Below are 19,336 nucleotides of genomic sequence, written 5' to 3'. Positions count from 1 at the left end.
CCGGCGGGCCGGGGACGGCCGGCCCCGGCCCCGGCGGCGTCAGCGGATGGTCCACCCGCCGGGGAGCATGAGCGGGCCGTACGCCGGGAGGCCGAGCTCGGCGGCCACACGGGCCATCGGCCCCCACGCCTCCAGGCGGATGCTGGCGGCGGCCGACCGGTCCTCGCTCGACTCCGGCGGGCGCAGCCGCTCAAGAGGGTGCATCCGCGGATATGTCCTGACCGGCGCGTCCACGGCGAGCCCGGCCTTCTTCCTGGCCAGGGCGAGGGCGTCCTCCAGGCCGCCGAGCTCGTCCACCAGGCGGCCCTCAAGCGCGTCGGCCCCGGTCCAGACACGTCCCCTGGCCAGCTCGTGCGCCCGGTCCCGGTCCAGCCCGCGTCCCTGCGCCACCTTGCCCACGAAGTCCTCATAGATGCGGTCGAGCCAGGCGTTGACCCGGTCCCACTGCTGCCCGGAGAACTCGCGCGTGGGGGAGAACATGCCGGCGTTGGCCCCCTCGACCACCGTCTCCGTGACCACGCCGATCTTGTTCAGCAGGTCCTCGACGACCGGCTTGCCGCCGAACACGCCGATGGAGCCGGTGAGCGTGCCGGGCTGGGCCACGATCACGTCGGCGGCCATCGACACGAAGTACCCGCCGGAGGCGGCGAGGTCGCCCATCGAGACGACGACCGGCTTGCCCGCCTTGCGCGCCAGCACCACCTCGCGCCAGATCGCGTCCGAGGCGACGTACGACCCGCCGGGGCTGTCCACCCGGAACACGATCGCCTTCACCCTGTCGTCCCGGCGGGCCGAGCGCAGCGCGGCGCAGATCGTGTCGGAGCCCATCGAGGTCCCGCCGCCGAGCGGGGAACGGCCGCTGCGCCCCAGGCGGATCGCGCCGAGGCCGTGGACCAGGGCGACGACGGGCTCGCCCGGGTGCGGGAGCTTCTTGGGCAGCGGGCCCCTCGCGTACCGGGCGACGTAGAGCAGGTGGGCGTCCCCGACCGTCTCGGTGTACACCTCGTCCCGATATTTCAGGGCATCGACGAGACCCGCCTCCAGTGCCTCAGCCCCGACGAACGGTCCCTGGTCGATCAGCTCGCGGACCCGCTCAGGGGTGAGGGAACGCGCGTCGGCGATGCCCTTCACGATCTGCTCGGTCACCGACTCGGCGATCCGGGTCACGGACTCGCGGTGCGCGTCGGTCATGTGGTTCTTGGTGAACATGTTGGCCGCGGTCTTGTACTCGTACCGCTGGCCGAGCTGGTACTCCACGCCGGCCTTGGCCAGCGCGTCCCGTACGAACCGCTGCTCCAGCGAGATGCCCGTCAGCCCGAGGTCGCCGGACGGCTGCAGGTAGACCCGCTCGCACGCGCTGGCCAGGTAGTACGGCACGGTGCCGGCGGCGAACTCCCCGAAGGTCTCGGCGAACGCGACGGTCAGCTTCCCGGCGGCGCGCAGGTGAAGGAGGGCGGTCCGCAGCTCCTGGACCATGGCCAGCCCGAGCGGGTGTCCGCCGATCTTGACGATGACCGCGCGTACCCGGGAGTCCTGGCGGGCCCGCTTCAGCCCGGAGAGCACGTCGGCCAGCCGCGCCTTGCGCATGGACAGGATCGCGCCCAGCGGATCGACCGGCGGCCCTTCGGTGAGGCCCTCGGTCAGGTCGAGTTCGAGGACCAGCGGTGCGGTGCGGCGCTGCCGCAGCCGGTCGACCGTATCGAAGATCGCTTTCGTCGCGTCCATAGTGCCACCATAAGTGACGGTTCTGGAGATCCGGCGGGGCCTTGTCCCGTTCCTTAGGGTTTGCTCAGCTCTCCTCGTCCTCCCCGGTACGGCGCAGCCAGACGGTCGCCAGCGGGGGCATGCGGAGCCGCGCCGAGCAGGGGAGGCCGTGGTGCGGCTCCTCGACCGCCTCCACCGCGCCCATGTTGCCGACGCCGCTCCCCGCGTAGTCGTACGCGTCGGTGTTGACGACCTCCTCCCACCTCCCGGGCGTGGGCAGGCCGAGGCGGTAGTCCTCGTGCGGCGCCCCCGAGAAGTTGGACACGCAGGCCAGCACCGAGCCCGACCCGTCGTACCGCAGGAAGGAGAACACGTTCCCCTGGGCGTCGTCGGCGTCGATCCACCGGAAGCCGGCGGGGTCGCTGTCCAGCGCGTACAGGGCGGGCGTGTCGCGATAGGCCCGGTTGAGGTCGCGGACCAGCCGCCGCACCCCCTGGTGGAAGTCGAAGTCGAGCACCCACCAGTCGAGCCCCTTCGACTCCGACCACTCCGACCCCTGGCCGAACTCGCCGCCCATGAACAGCAGTTGCTTGCCCGGATGCGCCCACATGAAGCCGTACAGCGCGCGGAGGTTGGCGAAACGCTGCCACTCGTCGCCCGGCATCTTGCCGAGCAGCGACCCCTTCATGTGGACCACCTCGTCGTGCGACAGCGGCAGCACGAAGTTCTCCGAGTACGCGTACATCAGCGAGAACGTCATCTGATGGTGGTGGTACTGCCGGAAGATCGGCTCATGCGCGAGGTAGGCCAGCGTGTCGTGCATCCAGCCCATGTTCCACTTGAAGCCGAAGCCGAGACCGCCCAGGTGGACGGGACGCGAGACGCCCGGCCAGGCGGTGGACTCCTCGGCGATCGTCACGATGCCGGGGACCTCGCGGTAGCTGACCTCGTTCATCTCCTTGAGGAACTCGATCGCGTCCAGGTTCTCCCGGCCGCCGTAGATGTTCGGCGTCCACTCGCCCTCGCGCCGCGAGTAGTCGAGGTACAGCATCGAGGCCACGGCGTCGACCCGCAGCCCGTCCACGTGGAACTCCCTGAGCCAGTAGAGCGCGTTGGCCACCAGGAAGTTGCGCACCTCGTTCCGCCCGAAGTCGAACACATAGGTGCCCCAGTCCGGGTGCTCGCCGCGGTGCGGGTCCGCGTGCTCGTACAGCGGGGTGCCGTCGAAGCGGGCCAGCGCCCACTCGTCCATCGGGAAGTGCGCGGGCACCCAGTCGACGATCACGCCGATGTCCGCGCGGTGCAGCTCGTCCACGAGGTGACGGAAATCGTCGGGCGTGCCGAAACGCGACGTCGGCGCGTAGTAGGAGGTGACCTGGTACCCCCACGAGCCGCCGAACGGATGCTCCGCCACCGGCATGAACTCCACGTGCGTGAAGCCCATCTCCTTGACGTACGCGACCAGCTCGGAGGCGAGGTCGCGATAGGAGAGGCCGGGCCGCCACGAGCCGAGATGCACCTCGTAGACGCTCATCGGCTCGGCCACCGCGGTGCGCCCGGCCCGCTCCGCCAGCCACGCGTCGTCCCGCCACTCGTACGCGGACGTCTCGACGATCGAGGCGGTCGCCGGAGGGATCTCGGTGTGGCGGGCCATGGGGTCGGCCTTCTCACGCCACACCCCGTCCACGCCGAGGACCGCGAACTTGTAGTGGGTGCCCGCGCCGATCTCCGGGACGAACAACTCCCACACGCCGGAGCGGCCGAGCGAGCGCATGGGATGCCCGGCGCCGTCCCAGTGGTTGAAATCGCCGATCACCCGGACGCCGAGCGCGTTCGGCGCCCAGACGGCGAACGCGGTGCCGTCGGTGTCCTCGTGGCGCAGCACGCGCGCCCCGAGCACCTCCCACAGCCGCTCGTGCCGTCCCTCGGCGATCAGGTGCAGGTCCACCTCGCCCAATGTCGGCCAGTGCCGGTAGGGGTCCGCCGTCTCGTGCGGCGGAGCCCCCGGATAGGTGATCCGCAGCAGATAGTCCGGGATCTTGTCCAGGCCCGGGACGGTCACCTCGAACACACCCGAGGCGACGTGGCGCATCTCGTACGCTCTGCCGTCCACGAGGGCCTCGACCTTCTCGGCGAGGGGGCGCAGCGTCCGGATCGTGACGCCGTCAGGCTCCGGGTGCGCGCCGAGGATGGAATGTGGGTCGTGATGTGCGCCGCCGGCCAACCGCTCGAGATCCATTCTCTAACCCTGCCCCGCACCGCGCCGGACACCCATCCCCACGCGTGAAAGATCCGTGTTCTGTGCGCCCCGGTGACCCCACGGTCCTGTACGACGAGCTCTCCACCCGCCGCGCCTACAACATCCATGTCCGGATATACGGCGAGGACGTGGTCAAGCCGGAGCACCGGCTCTCGTTCGGGCATGCCGCCGTATGCGCGACGGAACGGAACTGGCCCGTGCTCACCTCGGACGACGCGTCGTGGGGGTTCGCCGGACGCGAGGTCTCCCTGCTCATCGTGGAGACCTGAAGGCGGCGAGGGGGATCGGGAGCCAGGACGGGCGGTTGCGCGCCTCGTAGACCACCTCGTAGACGGCTTTGGACAGCTCCAGCGCGCGCAGCAGCACGGCGTCGTCGGCGGTGATCCGGCCCCCGCCCTCGGAATAGCCGGCGAGGAAGGCGGCCCGGTTGCGCGCCGACCACTCGTCGGCCCGCTCCTGCAGCGCCGCGCCCTCCGGGTGCCCGGCGAGCAGGTGGCGCGCCGCGTAGTCGAACGAGCGGAGCATCCCCGCCACGTCCCGCAGGGGCGAGTCCAGCCCGCGCCGCTCCGAGAGGGGCTGGCCCGGCTCGCCCTCGAAGTCCAGGACGACCCAGTCGCTCGGCGTCCGCATCACCTGGCCCAGGTGGTAGTCGCCGTGGACCCGCTGCACGGCCACCGTCCGCCCCAGATCGGCCAGCCTGTCGTACGCCGCGTGCGCCACCGACGCGTGCGCGGCGAGCTGGGGCACCTCGGCCACCGCCTCGTCCAGACGGCGGCGCAGCCGCTCGGCCATCCGCTTGACCTCGGGCGTCTCGATCACGCCGGTCGGGAACGCCGTCCCCAGCTCCCGGTGGACCTCCGCGGTGGCGATCCCCAGCCGGGACGCCTCGGCGGCGAAGTCGCCGCCCGCCTCCTCGGCGCTCACCTCGGGCGCGGACGCGTACAGGTCGCGGACGCTGGTCAGGGCCATCGCCCAGCCCTCGTTGGCGTTGGCGAGGAACTCCTGCATGATCGCCAGCGTGGTGGTCTCGCCGTCCAGCTCCGTGTCGATCCAGCCGTACGGCCGGGCGACGTGCGTGGAGCCGGCCGCGGCGAGCGCGCCGACCACCTCCAGCTCGGGGTTGACCCCCGGGGTGATCTGCCGGAACAGCTTGAGGATGTACCGGTCGCCGTAGACGAGCGAGGTGTTCGACTGCTCCGCGGTCAGCACCAGGCTGCGCAGGGAGGCGTCGATCTCGACGTCGGGGACGCGGTGGAAGGCGAGTTCCTCCTCCCGGCGGAAGGACTCCATCGCCTCCAGCAGGATCCGGGTCAGCTCCGCGTCGTGCGCCGCGTCGTAGGCGGCGCACTCGTCGCCGTCCCGATCCCATGGCCCGATCAGCGCGTGTTTGAGCCGGTCGGGCAGGTTCGACCGCAGGCCGACGAGGACCTGGTACCGGGTTCGCCGCTCGCCCTGCCGTACGGACAGGATGAGGTGCAGCAGGCCCGGATCGCCCGTCACGATGTCGGTGCGGTGCTCGATGGACAGGTCGTCGATCGCGCGCCCCTTGCCGGCGAACCACCGCTGCCCGGTGATCCAGCCGGCGAGGAGCTCCTGGAGCGAAGTCGTCATGCCTCCTTGGTGCCGACCGCGTCCTTCTGGGCCGCGTCGGGGGGTACCGGAAGGGTGAACCAGTAGAACCCATGCCCAGGAAGCGTCAGAAGATACGGGAGTTCGCCGACTGCCGGGAACGGGACGCCGCCCATGCACTCCACCGGCGTGGATCCCTCGAACCTGCGCAGGTCCAGCTCGACCGGCTGCGGGAAGCGGGACAGGTTGTTGACGCACAGCACCCGGTCGTTGCCCAGCTCCCTGATGAACGCGAGGACGCTGGGGTTGGAGGAGTTCAGCTCGGTGAACTCGCCGAGGCCGAACACCGCATGGCGCTTGCGGATCTCGATCATGCGCTTGGTGAAATGCAGCAGCGAGCTGGGGCTCTTCTGCTGCGCTTCGACGTTGATCGCCTGGTATCCGTAGATCGGGTCCATGATCAGCGGCAGGTAGAGGCGGCCGGGGTCGCAGGTCGAGAAGCCGGCGTTGCGGTCGGGCGTCCACTGCATGGGCGTGCGTACGCCGTCCCGGTCGCCCAGCCAGATGTTGTCGCCCATGCCGATCTCGTCGCCGTAGTAGAGGACGGGGGAGCCCGGCAGGCTGAGCAGCAGCGCGGTGAACAGCTCGATCTGGTTCCTGTCGTTGTCGAGCAGCGGCGCGAGGCGGCGCCGGATGCCCACGTTGGCGCGCATCCGGGGGTCCTTGGCGTACTCGGAGTACATGTAGTCGCGCTCTTCGTCGGTGACCATCTCGAGCGTCAGCTCGTCGTGGTTGCGCAGGAAGATGCCCCACTGGCAGTTCTCCGGGATCTTCGGCGTCTGGGCGAGGATCTCGGAGATGGGATAGCGCGACTCCCGCCTGACCGCCATGAAGATGCGCGGCATCAGCGGGAAGTGGAAGGCCATGTGGCACTCGTCGCCGCCGGTCACCGGGTCGCCGAAGTACTCGACCACGTCGGCGGGCCATTGGTTGGCCTCGGCGAGCAGCACCCGGTCCGGGTAGAGCCGGTCCACCTCGGCTCGCACCCGCTTGAGGTACGCGTGGGTCTGCGGCAGGTTCTCGCAGTTTGTCTCGTTCTGCTCGAAGAGGTACGGGATGGCGTCCATGCGGAAGCCGTCGATGCCGAGGTCGAGCCAGAAGCGCAGGACCTCCAGCATGGCCTCCTGCACGGCCGGGTTGTCGTAGTTGAGGTCCGGCTGGTGGTGGAAGAAGCGGTGCCAGTAGTACTGGCCGCGCACCGGGTCGTACGTCCAGTTGGACGACTCGGTGTCCACGAAGATGATCCGGGCGTCCGGGTACTCCTCGTCGGTGTCGTGCCAGACGTAGAAGTCGCCGAACGGGCCCTCCGGGTCGTGCCGCGACGCCTGGAACCACGGGTGCTGGTCGCTCGTGTGGTTCATGACGAGGTCGGCGATGACGCGGATGCCGCGCTTGTGCGCCTCGTCCACCAGCCGGATGAAGTCCCCGAGGTCGCCGAAGTCGGGCAGGATCTTCATGAAGTCGGCGATGTCGTACCCGCCGTCCCGCAGCGGCGACTCGTACAGCGGCAGCAGCCAGAGGCAGTCGACCCCGAGCCACTGCAGGTAGTCGAGCTTCTCGATCAGGCCGCGGATGTCGCCGGTGCCGTCCCCGTTGGAGTCGGCGAAGCCGCGGATCAGCACCTCGTAGAAGACCGCGCGCATGTACCAGTACTGGTCGCGCGGCTTCTCCGGGGAGAAGGTGTTCGGGATCGGCTCGCCCAGGACGGGCACCGAGCCGGCGGCGGGCGGTTCCACCGGCTCCTCTCTTGTCGTGGGGTCGCTTCGCTCAGTCAACTGTTGACTCCCCGGATGTGCGTCGCCGCGCTCATGGACGGTGAGGGGGCCCGCTGCGCAGCGTGAAGATGTGGGCAGGATGGACATGCGGGTCGAGCCGCACGTAGTTGGACTGCCGCCAGCGATACGACTCGCCCGACAGCTCGTCGTCCACGACGAACTCGGCTTGCCAGTCGAGACCGAGGGCCGGCATGTCCAGGTGGACCGTGGCCTCGTGCGTGTTTTGCGGATCCAAATTGACGACGACCAGGACGACATCGCCTATTCCGTGCCGTCGTGTGGCCGTGTCATAGGCGCCGGGCAGTCGCTTTGAGAAGCAGATCAGCGCCGGCTGGTCGACGTTGTGAAACCGTAGGTTACGCAACTCCTGGAGTGCCGGGTGGGCTCTTCTCAACAAATTGAGCCGCGTGATGAGCGGCGCGAGGCTGCGCCCCTCTCGCTCGGCGCCCACCCAGTCGCGAGGCTTGTACTGATATTTCTCGCTATCGAGGTATTCCTCGCTGCCGGGGCGGACCGGGGTGTTCTCGGCGAGTTCGTAGCCCGCGTAGACACCCCAGGTCGGCGACATCAGCGCCGCCAGGACCGCCCTGATCTTGAACGCCGGAACGCCGCCGTGCTGCAGGTATTCATGCAGGATATCCGGCGTGTTGACGAACAGGTTGGGACGCAGGAAGTGCGCCGTCTCCTGGGACAGCTCGGTGAGGTACTCCTCGATCTCGGGCTTGGTGTTCCGCCAGGTGAAGTAGGTGTACGACTGGTGGAACCCGACCTTGGCCAGCGTCTGCATCATCGGCGGGCGGGTGAACGCCTCGGCGAGGAACAGCACGTCGGGGTCGGTGCTCGCGATGTCGGCGAGCAGCCGCTCCCAGAAGTTCACCGGCTTGGTGTGCGGGTTGTCCACCCGGAAGATCCGCACCCCGTGATCCATCCAGTGCCGGACCACCCGCTTGACCTCGGCGTAGAGCCCCTCGGGATCCTGGTCGAAGTTCAGCGGATAGATGTCCTGGTACTTCTTCGGCGGGTTCTCCGCGTACGCGATGGATCCGTCGGCCCTGATGTTGAACCACTCCGGGTGCTCCTTCACCCAGGGGTGGTCGGGGGAGCACTGCAGGGCCAGGTCGAGCGCGATCTCCATGCCCAGCTCGCGCGCCCTGGCGACGAAGTCGTCGAAGTCCTCCAGGGTGCCGAGGTCGGGGTGGATCGCGTCGTGCCCGCCCTCCTCCGAGCCGATCGCCCAGGGTGACCCCGGCTCGTACGGCTCGGGCGTGAGGGTGTTGTTGCGGCCCTTGCGGTATTGGTGGCCGATCGGGTGGATGGGCGGCAGGTAGACGACGTCGAACCCCATCCGGGCGATGGCCGGCAGCCGATTCCCCGCGGTCTTGAAATTTCCGGATTTGGGGGTGGCGCCCTCCGTGACGACCGCTCCCTCCGACCGGGGGAAGAGCTCGTACCACGATCCGAAAAGCGCCCGGCGCCGGTCCACGATCACCCGGTTCCTGCCGGATCTGGTGACCAGGGCCCGCAGCGGGTGCGACGCGATCAGCGCCGCCGTCTCCGGAAGCTGGACGACCGAAAACCTGGCCCGCGGGTCCAGGTTGTCGTCGCGGAGCCGCGCCGCGATCGCGAGGAACGCCGCGCGGTGGCCGCACGTCCCGCCGTCGTCCACGCCCGGGCACTCGGCCGGCCGTACGCCGCGGGCGGCCCGGTCGAACAGCCGGGCGCCCTCCTCGCACATCAGCTCGGCGTCCATGTTGCGCGGGATCTTGATGCCGGCGTCGTGCAGCCAGGTGGCGATCGGATCGCCCCACGCCTCGACGCGGAACTGCCACATGCCCTCGTCGGGGAGCTGCACCTCCACGACCCAGCGGTCGGTGCCCGGCGCCGGCTCGCGCATGGGCAGCAGCCGGCCGGGGTTCCCGTCGGGGTCGATCAGGACGACCCCGGCGGCCACGGCGTCGTGCCCCTCGCGGAACACGGTGGCGCTGATCTCGAAGGTTTCGCCCGCGGCCGCCTTGGCGGGCCAGCGCCCGCAGTCGACGACGGGGTGGATGTCCAGGATTGGGATTCGTCCGATCATCGTCATTCACGTTAGCGACGGCACACCCGGTGCCGCCGGAGTTCCAAGGCAAGCGTCGATCTGTGGTTCTTCAAGGTGTTCTGTGTCATTCGGTGCATCACGGTGGGAGTAGCCGGAGGGGCCGCTCCTACAGGGGGGTGCCCCAATGGCCCCCTTTTACCCGCGGGGAGGAGAGATCGCACCCGGTGTTCGTTCCTTTACCCGTGGTGCCTCGATTCCGGACAGGCCCGCCGCACGCTCACAACGGAGATCACCGGCAGACTGGCGACTTGGTGATGTTTGAGGCGGTTTCTTAATGGTGAGAGCGGTAAGGGAGTGCCGGGCGGGCGTGGCGCGTGGCGCCGCCGATCCGCCGGGCACGACCAAGTGTTATGGCGCCCCCGCACCCGGGAGGCGCTTTCGTGGACACGAGTGTTTTGGTCGCGCGCCGTGGCGCTGAGTAACTAGGGTCTGGCCCCGTGAGAGCAATCCGCAGGTTCACCGTCCGCACCGTCCTCCCTCCCGAGCTCGAGCCGCTGGGCGAGCTGGTCCACAATCTGCGCTGGTCATGGCACCCGGAGACGATGGATCTGTTCGCCGAGGTGGATCCCGAGGTCTGGGAGCGGGTCGGTCACGACCCCGTCGCGCTGCTCGGCGCGGTCGAGGCCGACCGGCTGCGCGCCCTCGCCCAGGACCGGCGGTTCCTCCGCCGGCTGGCCGACGCCTCGGACGACCTCCGCGAGTACATGACCGCCCCGCGCTGGTACCAGTCGCAGGACGGCGCGCCCGCCGCCATCGGCTACTTCTCGCCCGAGTACGGCATCGCCGCCGCGCTCCCGCAGTACTCCGGCGGCCTCGGCATCCTGGCGGGCGACCACCTGAAGGCCGCGAGCGACCTCGGCGTGCCGATCCTGGCCGTGGGGCTGCTCTACCGGCACGGCTACTTCTCGCAGTCGCTCTCACCCGAAGGCTGGCAGCTGGAGCACTACCCGTCGCTCGATCCCGGCGGCCTGCCGCTCACCCTCCTCAAGAACCGGGACGGCTCCCCGGCCAGAATCAGGCTCGGCCTGCCCGGCCCGCGCACCCTGCACGCCCAGATCTGGGTGGCCCAGGTCGGGCGGGTGCCGCTGCTCCTGCTCGACTCCGACGTCGCCGACAACGACGCCGCGGCCAGGGACGTGACCGACCGCCTCTACGGCGGCGGCGGCGACCACCGCCTGGTGCAGGAGCTGCTCCTCGGCATCGGAGGCGTCCGCGCCCTGCGGGCGTACTGCCGCATCACCGGGCATCCGGAGCCCGAGGTCTTCCACACCAACGAGGGGCACGCGGGCTTCCTCGGCCTCGAACGCATCCGCGAGCTCACCGAGGCCCGGCTCTCCTTCGAGGAGGCGCTCGAGGCGGTGCGCGCGGGCACCGTGTTCACCACGCACACGCCGGTTCCGGCGGGGATCGACCGGTTCCCGATGGAGATGATCGCCCGGCAGTTCGGCGGGGCCAACGCCTGGCCGACGGTGAACGTCGAGCGCATCCTGGAGCTCGGCGCCGAGCCGGACGCGGTGGACGGCGAGAAGGCCGTCTTCAACATGGCGGTCATGGGCATGCGGCTGGCCCAGCGGGTCAACGGCGTGTCGCTGCTGCACGGCGGGGTGAGCCGGGAGATGTTCCACGGCCTGTGGCCCGGGTTCGACATCGACGAGATCCCGATCGGCTCGATCACCAACGGTGTGCACGCCCCGACGTGGGTCGGCCGCGAGGTGATGGAGCTGGCCGACCGGGAGCTGCCGGGGGTGGTCGAGACGGGCCAGGGCTGGGACGCGGTACAGAAGCTCTCCGACCACGAGATCTGGGACATCCGCGGGCGGCTGCGGGCCCGGCTCGTCGGGGAGGCGCGCACGCGCATCAGGCGCTCCTGGCGCGAGCGCGGCGCGTCGGACGCCGAGCTGGGCTGGACCGACGAGGCGCTCGACCCGGGCGTGCTGACGATGGGCTTCGCCCGGCGCGTGCCGTCCTACAAGCGCCTGACGCTCATGCTGCGCGACCCCGACCGGCTGCGCGCGCTGCTGCTGGACCCCGAGAAGCCGGTGCAGATCGTGATCGCTGGCAAGGCCCACCCCGCCGACGAGGGGGGCAAGAAGCTCATCCAGCAGATCGTGAAGTTCGCCGACGAGGAGGACGTGCGGCACCGCATCGTCTTCCTGCCCGACTACGACATGGCGCTGGCCCAGTTCATGGTCACCGGCTGCGACGTCTGGATGAACAACCCGCTGCGTCCCCTGGAGGCGTGCGGCACCTCGGGCATGAAGGCGGCGCTCAACGGGGGTCTCAACCTGTCCATCCGGGACGGCTGGTGGGAGGAGTGGTACGACGGCAACAACGGCTGGGCCATCCCGACCGCCGACGGCGTCACCGACCCCGAGCGCAGGGACGAGCTGGAGGCGACCGCGCTGTACGACCTGATCGAGCGCGAGGTCGCGGACCGGTTCTACGACCGGGCCGCGGACGGGCTGCCGCGGCGCTGGATGGAGATGGTCAAGCACACGCTGACCTCGCTCGGGCCGAAGGTTCTGGCCGGGCGGATGCTGCGCGACTACGTCGTCGATCTCTACACCCCGGCCGCCGGTTCGGCGCGGACCCTGTCCGAGGACGGCTTCCGGGACGCCAAGGCGTTCGCGGCCTGGAAGCTGCGGGTCACCCGCGCCTGGCCGGGTGTCCGGGTGGAGCACGTCGAGGCGTCCGGCATCGGCGACACCCCCGAGCTCGGCGCGACGCTCGAACTGCGCGCCACGGTCGCGCTGGGCGAGCTGTCGCCGGACGACGTGGCGGTCCAGGCGGCGTACGGCCGGGTCGGGGCGCACGACGAGCTGATCGACCCCGCGTACGTCACGCTGGCGCTGGAGTCGGTGGGCGACGACGGCCGGGCGCACTGCGTCGGCACGCTGCCGCTGGACCGGACGGGCGCCTTCGGCTACACGGTGCGGGTCGTGCCGCACCACCCGCTCATGGTCTCGCCGGCCGAGCTCGGCCTGATCGCCGTGCCGGAGGAGCCCGTGGGCATGACCAACGGCACCCTGCGCTGACCTCCCCTGACCGGTACGGCCGGCATCCGGGGCGTCCCCGCGGGCTCCGCGCCCGCAGGAGGCAAACTGGATGAATCGAACGAACCGGTCCTGGGGGGATCATGAACGGTTGGACGTTCGAGGGGCAGCCGTCCGCGCTGGGGGGCGCGGCGGTGACGCTGGTCGAGGGCAGCTCGTTCTGCGTGTCCGACCGGAACGGCGACATCGTGCCGGGTGGCGCCCAGGGCGTCTACCACGCCGACACCCGGCTGCTCTGCCGGTGGGAGCTCCGGGTGGACGAGGCTCCGATCGAGCCGTTGCAGGTGTTGCCGGCCGAGCCGTACCACGCGGTGTTCCTCGGCCGGACCCGGCCGCGTCCCGGCCGCGCGGAGAGCAGCCTGCTGGTGCTGCGCGACCGGTACGTCGGCGGCGGGCTGCGCGAGGACATCACACTGCGCAACCTCTCCGACGAGGCGGCCGGGTGCGTGGTCGAGCTGCACGTCGCCTCGGACGTGGCCGATCTGTTCGAGGTCAAGACCGACCGGGTTCACCACGTCCCCGACATCGACGTCACGACCAGCCCGGACGGCGTGCGGATCTACTCCCTGAGCCGGGGCAGGGGGGTGGCGGTCCTCTCCGCGGGTGTGCTGGCCGTACCCGGCCTGCTGACCTTCCGGGTCGTCGTGCCCGCGCGGGGCGAGTGGCTCGCCGCGGTCCACGTGAACCCGATCATCGAGGAGGAGGAGTCGCAGGCCTGGTTCGCCGCCCTCGAACGGGCGGAACCTGCCGTACGGCGGGCCGACTGGGAGCGGCAGGTCCCGGAGGTCGTGACGTCGGACGCCTTCCTCGCCCAGGCGGTGCGCGCCGCGCGGGAGGACCTCGGGTCGCTCCGGCTGTTCGAGGCCGAATATCCGGAGGATCCGCCGTCGATCGCGGCGGGCGCCCCCTGGTTCATGACCCTGTTCGGGCGTGACTCGCTGCTGGCCTCGTGGTTCGCGCTGACGCTGGACCGGTCGCTCGCGCTCGGCACGCTGCGCCGGCTGGCCCGGCTGCAGGGCACGCGGGTGAACCCGCTGACGGAGGAGGAGCCGGGCAAGATCCTGCACGAGCTGCGGTTCGGCGTGGCGACGCCCACCTCGCCGCTCGGCGGGAACGCCTACTACGGTTCGGTCGACGCGACGCCGCTGTTCGTGATGCTCCTCGGCGAGCTGCGCCGCTGGGGGCTGCACCGGCAGGAGGTCGAGGAGCTGCTGCCGCCCGCCGACGCCGCCCTCGCCTGGATCGAGAACTACGGCGGCACGGACGAGTTCCTCTGGTACTGCCGCAAGACCGACCAGGGCCTGATCCACCAGGGGTGGAAGGACTCCTTCGACGGGGTCAACTTCGCCGACGGCACGCTGGCCCGGCCGCCCATCGCGCTCGCCGAGGTGCAGGGGTACGTGTATTCCGCCTACATCGCGCGCGGCCACTTCGCCCACGAGGCGGGCGACACCGAGACGGAGCGGCGGTGCAAGGAGCGCGCGCAGCGCATCCGCGCGGCGTTCAACGAGCGGTTCTGGCTGCCGGACCGCGGCTACTACGCGATCGGGCTCGACCGCAGCGGCGTGCCCATCGACAGCCTCGCCTCCAACATGGGCCACTGCCTGTGGACCGGCATCGTCGCGCCGGAGCGGGCCCGGATCGTGGCCGGCCACCTGATGTCGGACGCGATGTTCAGCGGGTTCGGCGTCAGGACGCTCTCCACGGACATGGCCGCGTACAACCCGATGAGCTATCACAACGGGTCGGTCTGGCCGCACGACAACGCCATCGTGGCGGGCGGGCTGATGCGCTACGGCTTCGTCGCGGAGTCCCAGCGGGTCATCACGGCCGTCCTCGACGCGGCCAAGGCGTTCGGGGGGCGGTTACCCGAGCTCTACTGCGGGTTCGACCGCCGGGACTTCCCCGTGCCGGTGCCGTACCCGACGTCGTGCTCGCCGCAGGCATGGGCCGCGGCGACGCCCATCCACATGTTGCGGACCCTGCTGCGGTTCGACCCGTGGGTGCCGTACCGGAAGCTGTGGATCGACCCGGCGCTGCCGGAGGGGTTCGGGGCGCTCGGCGTCATCGGCCTGCGCATCGCGGGGACGCGGGTCGACATCGAGGTCGGCGAGGAGGGCGTCGCCCGGATCACCGGCCTCCCGGAGGGCATCGAGATCATGCGCGAGGCGCGCTCCCCGATCAGCGCGATGGTCGTGAACGCCTGACAGCGAACGGAGGCGGGAGATGGAAGCGTGCAGTCCACAGCGGAGGGGACACAGATCCGCCCCTCTCCGGATCGCCATGATCGCGCCGCCCTGGTACGAGGTCCCGCCGCGCGGTTACGGGGGCATCGAGTCGATGGTCGCCGACCTGGTCGCCGGGCTCGTACGGCACGGCCACCAGGTGACCCTGATCGGCGCGGGGCGGGGAGTGGACCTGCGCACGTACGAGCAGCCGCCGTCGCAGCGGATCGGGGACGCGATACCGGAGGTGCTGCACGCGGCCAAGGTGGAACGGATGCTGGAGGACCTCGTGGTCGACGTGGTCCACGACCACTCGCTGGCCGGCCCGCTCGGTGCGGGGAGCCGGGCCGCGCCGACGGTGGTCACCTGCCACAGCACGGTCATCGGCGAGATGGGCGACTACTACCGGGCGCTCGACCCGAGGGTCGCGCTGGTCGCCATCTCCGCGGCGCAGCGCGCCCGCGGCGCGCACCTCGACTGGGTGGGCCGGGTGCACAACGCGGTCGACGTCGAGTCCTTCCCGTTCCGCGATCTCAAGGAGGACTGGGTCCTCTGGCTCGGCCGGTTCAACCCGGACAAGGGGCCGCATCTCGCGATCGAGGTCGCCCGCGCCGTGGGCCGCCGCATCATCCTGGCGGGCAAGCGCTCGGAGGAGATCGAGCACTCCTATTTCGAGGCGTACGTCAAGCCGCGGCTCGGCCAGGGGGTGCAGTACGTCGGTGAGGCGGACGCCGAGCTGAAGCGCGAGCTGCTGTCCAAGGCCCGCTGCCTGCTCTTCCCCCTCCAGTGGGAGGAGCCGTTCGGCATGACGATGATCGAGGCGATGGCCTGCGGCACGCCGGTCGTGGCGCTCGGCCGGGGGGCGGTCCCGGAGATCGTGGTGGACGGGGTGACCGGGTTCGTCCGGGGCCGGCTGACCGAGCTGCCCGCGGCGGTCGAGGCGGCGGAGAGTCTGGACCCGGGGGCCTGCCGCGCCCACGCCGCCCGCCACTTCGACGTCCCCGTCATGGTCAGGGGGTACGAGCACGTCTACCGGCGGGTCGTCCGGGGCTGCCGGGCCGGATCACCCCGCGATCTTCCGTTGGCCCGGTCGTAGGGTGGTCACGCCACGGGAACGTGTGGCGATGCGTGTCGGCTAACCGAAGGGACGACGGTGTCATGGGCGAGTTCGTCAGCGTTGAGATCAGCGACCAGATCGCGACCATCCGGCTCGACCGGCCCAAGATGAACGCCCTGAACCGGCAGGTCCAGGAGGAGATCGCCGAGTGCGCCCGGGTCGTGGACGCGGATCCGATGGTCGCCGCGGTGATCATCTACGGTGGCGAGCGGGTGTTCGCGGCCGGCGCCGACATCAAGGAGATGGGCGGCATGTCCTACGCCGACATGGCGCTGCACTCCAGGGCGTTGCAGTCCTGCTTCACCGCCGTTGCCGCGATCGGCAAGCCCGTCGTCGCGGCGATCACCGGGTACGCCCTGGGAGGCGGTTGTGAGCTGGCCCTCTGCGCCGACTTCCGGGTGGCGGGGGAGAGCGCCAAGCTGGGCCAGCCGGAGATCACGCTGGGCATCATCCCCGGAGCGGGCGGCACCCAGCGGCTGCCCCGGCTCGTCGGCCCGGCCAAGGCCAAGGACCTGATCTACACCGGCAGGCACGTGGACGCGGCCGAGGCGCTGGCGATCGGCCTGGTGGATCGGGTGGTCCCGGACGACGAGGTCTACACCGCCGCGCTTGAGCTGGCCGCGACCTTCGTGGGCGGCCCCGCCGTGGCGATCCGCGCCGCGAAGCAGGCCATCGACCAGGGCCTGGAGACCGACCTCGACACCGGCCTGGAGATCGAGCGGCTGCAGTTCTCCGGTCTGTTCGCCACCGAGGACGCCAAGGAGGGCATGGGGGCGTTCGCGGAGAAGCGCCGCCCGAAGTTCACCGGCCGCTGACCGGAAAGCCGGGACCGCGCCCGTTCGCCTGATAGGGGAGCGGGCGCGGAACCGCGCGAAAAATGGCGAGATAGTCGGCGCGGGCCGGCAAATAAATAGACTCCGAAAATTGCCAGACTTTGCCGCTATGGTGTCGGTTTATGCGGTTCATACGCGCACTGATCCCTGCCCGGCTCCGACGGGCGGCGCGCTCCCGGATAGACGCGCGGTACGTCACCAAGACAGAGCATCGCAAAGACGTGAAGGACGCTCTGTGGGAGGTCCAGCTGCTGCGCAAGGAGGTCGCGGCGCTGCGCGGAGAGGTCGACCAGATGAGGCAGGCGATCATCACCCCGCCCAAGGCCCCCACGCCCGATCCCAGGGGCGCCGACGCGCACCGGCTGGCGACCGAGACCGCCGACGCCCTCGACCGCCTGCTGCAGAACGAGATGCTCGTGTGGCAGGCGATCGACGCGCTCCGGGCTGAGCTGCGGACCGAGTCGCGGGCCCGGGAGACCGTGGCCGCGGACGTGGAGTAGCCGGTGCGTGTCACCTGGACGGCCGAGGAGCCGGCGCGGGACGGCGCGGGCGGATCGGACGGCGGCGGGGGCGAGCGCGTCTGGCGGCTCACCTTCCTGCTCGACCCCGAGGACGCCACCACCGGCGCCTGCACCGACGGCCAGCGGATGGAACTGCGCACCAACTCCTGCCACGTACGGCTCCCGCCCGCCGGCCCCGCCGCGCCGTACACGGGCCGTGGTGAGCCGTACGTGCACCCGGACCTGCTCGCGGTGGCGGCCTGGACGATGGCGGCGCCGTGGACGCGGCGGCGGGTGACCTTCGACCGGGCGATCTCCCCGGAGCTCGCCGAGGCCATTTCCGACGGCTGGGGCATCGAGGCCGGGCCGGTCGGCGAGCGGCCGAGGACGGGGAGCCGGCTGGCGATCTCCTACAGCGGCGGCGCGGACTCCGTCGCGGTGGCCGCGATCCTGCCCGACGCCCCGCTGGTTCACTTCCGGCGCATCAGCCACCCCCGCGTCCCGAACCGGTGGACGCACTATCGCTCCGACGTGCTCGCCCGGCTCGCCGCGCGGACCGGGCGCGAGCTGACTGTCGTACGATCCGACCTGGAGTTCCTGCTCGCCAGTCCCCGGCCGGGCTATCCGGAGCATCACGCGGTCGCGGCGGGCGCGCTCCTTCTCGCCGACGAACTGGATCTGGGCGGCATCGCCATGGGCTACGAGCTGGGGTCCCGCTGGCTGGGCGGCGACAGATACCTGTGCAGGTACACCCCCGACAATCCGATGTGGGCGCCGGAAGGGAGATGGGGCCGGGTGTTCGCCGCCGCCGGGCTGCCGGTCGTGCTGCCGGTCGGCGGCGTCAGCGAGGCCGTGACCATGCGCGTCGCGCTCGAATCCGAGCTCCGCGACCTGGTGCGCTGGTGCCTGCGCGGCTCCGGCGACGGGCCCTGCGGCACCTGCGGCAAGTGCCTGTACAAGGAGCTGATCCAGGCCGCCGTCGAGCGTCGCCCGCTCGCGACCACGGTCACCGCGAAGAGCGCCGTCGCCCGGAAGTGGCAGGAGTCGCCGCCGTACGGCGGGCAGGAGATGATCGAGTACGGCTGCGCGCGGGTGCCCGGGATCGAGAGCACGCCGTTCGCCCGCGCCGCCGAGCTCCTTGGCGCGACGGAGGAGTCCACCCGCTGGCTGGACCACTGCTACCCGCCCGCGATCGAGGAGATCCCGGAGCCCTGGCGTGAGCGGGTCGCCGCTTACATGGAGGGTGTGGGACTGATGACCCCGGACGAGAGCGCCCGGGTGGAGAACTGGGGGATCGGGTGAAGATCTATCTGTCCGTCGACATGGAGGGCGTGACCGGGCTGACGGACCCGGAGGAGATGCACGCGGGCGGCCGCGGATACGAGCGCGGCTGCGAGCTGATGACCGGCGACGCCAACGCCGTCGTCGCGGGCGCCTTCGACGCCGGAGCCGAGTCCGTGCTGATCAACGACGCCCACGGCTCGACCAAGAACCTGCGGATCGACCTGATCGACCCGAGGGCGACGCTCATCCGGGGGCCGGGCAAGCCGCACCGGATGGGGCAGGGCCTCACGCCCGACTTCGCCGCCGCCTGCTTCGCCGGGTACCACGCGCGGGCGGGCGTCCAGCACGGCGTGCTCAACCACACCTGGATGGGCAAGGAGATCCAGAACGTCTACCTGAACGGCGAGATCTGCGGGGAGACCCGGCTGGTCGCGGGGTTCGCCGGGTCGCTGGGCGTCCCCGTCGCGCTGATCACCGGTGACGAGGCGGTGTGCGAGGAGGCGCGCGAGCTGCTCGGCGACGTCGAGACCGTGGCCGTCAAGAAGGGCGTGGACCGCTTCTCCGCCGAGCTGCTGCCGCCCACGGTCGCCCAGGCCCGCATCAAGGAGGCGGCGACGCGGGCGATCGGCAGGCTGGCCGACTTCCGGCCGTACGTCGTGGCTCCGCCGTACACGCTGGGGGTCGAGTGGAACTCGACCGCGATCGCCGCGGGCTGCGGGCTGGTGCCCGGCACCCGGCAGGTCGGTCCCCGGCACACCGAGTTCAGCACGGACGACTACCGCGAGATCATGGCGCTCTTCGGCATCTTCGCCATGATCGCCGGATCGGTCGCGTGCGGCAGCGGCATCTACGGCTGAG

At 70.8% G+C, this 19,336-nt stretch carries 13 protein-coding genes; 8 read left to right on the top strand and 5 right to left on the bottom strand.

The genetic code is table 11. The features are described 5' to 3' along the window. Positions 1 to 39 precede the first annotated feature (39 nt). Positions 40 to 1,725, bottom strand: coding sequence for a signal peptide peptidase SppA (gene sppA / locus AWQ71_RS02370; RefSeq protein ID WP_067125642.1), 1,686 nt, complete (start codon positions 1,723 to 1,725; stop codon positions 40 to 42). A 64-nt stretch (positions 1,726 to 1,789) separates the two neighbouring features. Beyond that, complete coding sequence (gene glgB / locus AWQ71_RS02365; protein ID WP_067125640.1) at positions 1,790 to 3,943, bottom strand: 1,4-alpha-glucan branching protein GlgB; 2,154 nt, start codon at positions 3,941 to 3,943, stop codon at positions 1,790 to 1,792. Positions 3,944 to 4,005: 62 nt separating this feature from the next. Here glgB and AWQ71_RS02360 point away from each other — a divergent pair, with 62 nt between their 5' ends. After that, a complete protein-coding gene (locus tag AWQ71_RS02360) occupies positions 4,006 to 4,233 on the top strand; it encodes a hypothetical protein (protein WP_067125638.1) in 228 nt (75 codons plus the stop codon). Here AWQ71_RS02360 and AWQ71_RS02355 read toward each other — a convergent pair. From AWQ71_RS02355 to AWQ71_RS02345, 3 genes are all read right to left on the bottom strand, one after another. Further along, a complete protein-coding gene (locus tag AWQ71_RS02355) occupies positions 4,217 to 5,575 on the bottom strand; it encodes a maltokinase N-terminal cap-like domain-containing protein (RefSeq protein ID WP_067125635.1) in 1,359 nt (452 codons plus the stop codon). The two genes, AWQ71_RS02360 and AWQ71_RS02355, sit on opposite strands and share 17 nt — an antisense overlap. Then, entirely contained in the window at positions 5,572 to 7,296 is a 1,725-nt protein-coding gene (treS, locus tag AWQ71_RS02350) for a maltose alpha-D-glucosyltransferase (RefSeq protein ID WP_439650350.1), read from the bottom strand. The genes AWQ71_RS02355 and treS overlap by 4 nt, the downstream gene beginning before the upstream one ends. A 103-nt stretch (positions 7,297 to 7,399) precedes the next feature. Beyond that, complete coding sequence (locus AWQ71_RS02345; protein WP_067125610.1) at positions 7,400 to 9,445, bottom strand: alpha-1,4-glucan--maltose-1-phosphate maltosyltransferase; 2,046 nt, start codon at positions 9,443 to 9,445, stop codon at positions 7,400 to 7,402. A 458-nt stretch (positions 9,446 to 9,903) separates the two neighbouring features. Between AWQ71_RS02345 and glgP the strand changes: the two genes are divergently transcribed. The 7 genes from glgP to AWQ71_RS02310 all read left to right on the top strand — a co-directional run bounded on the left by glgP (position 9,904) and on the right by AWQ71_RS02310 (position 19,335). Next, positions 9,904 to 12,501: an alpha-glucan family phosphorylase gene (gene glgP, locus AWQ71_RS02340; RefSeq protein ID WP_067125607.1), complete on the top strand. Its 2,598-nt coding sequence runs from the start codon at positions 9,904 to 9,906 to the stop codon at positions 12,499 to 12,501. 101 nt (positions 12,502 to 12,602) lie between these two features. Beyond that, entirely contained in the window at positions 12,603 to 14,726 is a 2,124-nt protein-coding gene (locus AWQ71_RS02335) for an amylo-alpha-1,6-glucosidase (RefSeq protein WP_067125604.1), read from the top strand. A gap of 76 nt (positions 14,727 to 14,802) precedes the next feature. Beyond that, positions 14,803 to 15,840: a glycosyltransferase family 4 protein gene (locus tag AWQ71_RS02330; protein ID WP_245658068.1), complete on the top strand. Its 1,038-nt coding sequence runs from the start codon at positions 14,803 to 14,805 to the stop codon at positions 15,838 to 15,840. A gap of 62 nt (positions 15,841 to 15,902) precedes the next feature. After that, on the top strand, positions 15,903 to 16,676 hold the full coding sequence (locus tag AWQ71_RS02325; RefSeq protein ID WP_067125598.1) for an enoyl-CoA hydratase/isomerase family protein: 774 nt from the start codon (positions 15,903 to 15,905) through the stop codon (positions 16,674 to 16,676). Positions 16,677 to 16,915: 239 nt separating this feature from the next. Beyond that, the gene (locus tag AWQ71_RS02320; RefSeq protein WP_245658067.1) at positions 16,916 to 17,194 is read left to right on the top strand and encodes a hypothetical protein; all 279 of its coding nucleotides are present in this window, start codon (positions 16,916 to 16,918) and stop codon (positions 17,192 to 17,194) included. Between the two features lie 3 nt (positions 17,195 to 17,197). After that, a complete protein-coding gene (locus AWQ71_RS02315) occupies positions 17,198 to 18,496 on the top strand; it encodes a DUF6395 domain-containing protein (protein ID WP_245658066.1) in 1,299 nt (432 codons plus the stop codon). Then, a complete protein-coding gene (locus AWQ71_RS02310) occupies positions 18,493 to 19,335 on the top strand; it encodes a M55 family metallopeptidase (protein WP_067125591.1) in 843 nt (280 codons plus the stop codon). The genes AWQ71_RS02315 and AWQ71_RS02310 overlap by 4 nt, the downstream gene beginning before the upstream one ends. Position 19,336: the final 1 nt, after the last annotated feature.

It is taken from the genome of Microtetraspora malaysiensis, from assembly GCF_001528665.1.
GTDB lineage: Bacteria > Actinomycetota > Actinomycetes > Streptosporangiales > Streptosporangiaceae > Microtetraspora_A > Microtetraspora_A malaysiensis.
Note: the sequence above shows the minus strand (reverse complement) of the source record. Positions and strands in the feature narration are given on the sequence as shown.

Coding starts and splice junctions, on each gene's coding strand:
- AWQ71_RS02355 (WP_067125635.1), bottom strand. CDS start 5,575: ATGACGACTTCGCTCCAGGAGCTCCTCGCCGGCTGGATCACCGGGCAG.
- AWQ71_RS02335 (WP_067125604.1), top strand. CDS start 12,603: ATGAACGGTTGGACGTTCGAGGGGCAGCCGTCCGCGCTGGGGGGCGCG.
- AWQ71_RS02345 (WP_067125610.1), bottom strand. CDS start 9,445: ATGATCGGACGAATCCCAATCCTGGACATCCACCCCGTCGTCGACTGC.
- glgB (WP_067125640.1), bottom strand. CDS start 3,943: ATGGATCTCGAGCGGTTGGCCGGCGGCGCACATCACGACCCACATTCC.
- AWQ71_RS02325 (WP_067125598.1), top strand. CDS start 15,903: ATGGGCGAGTTCGTCAGCGTTGAGATCAGCGACCAGATCGCGACCATC.
- sppA (WP_067125642.1), bottom strand. CDS start 1,725: ATGGACGCGACGAAAGCGATCTTCGATACGGTCGACCGGCTGCGGCAG.
- AWQ71_RS02330 (WP_245658068.1), top strand. CDS start 14,803: ATGATCGCGCCGCCCTGGTACGAGGTCCCGCCGCGCGGTTACGGGGGC.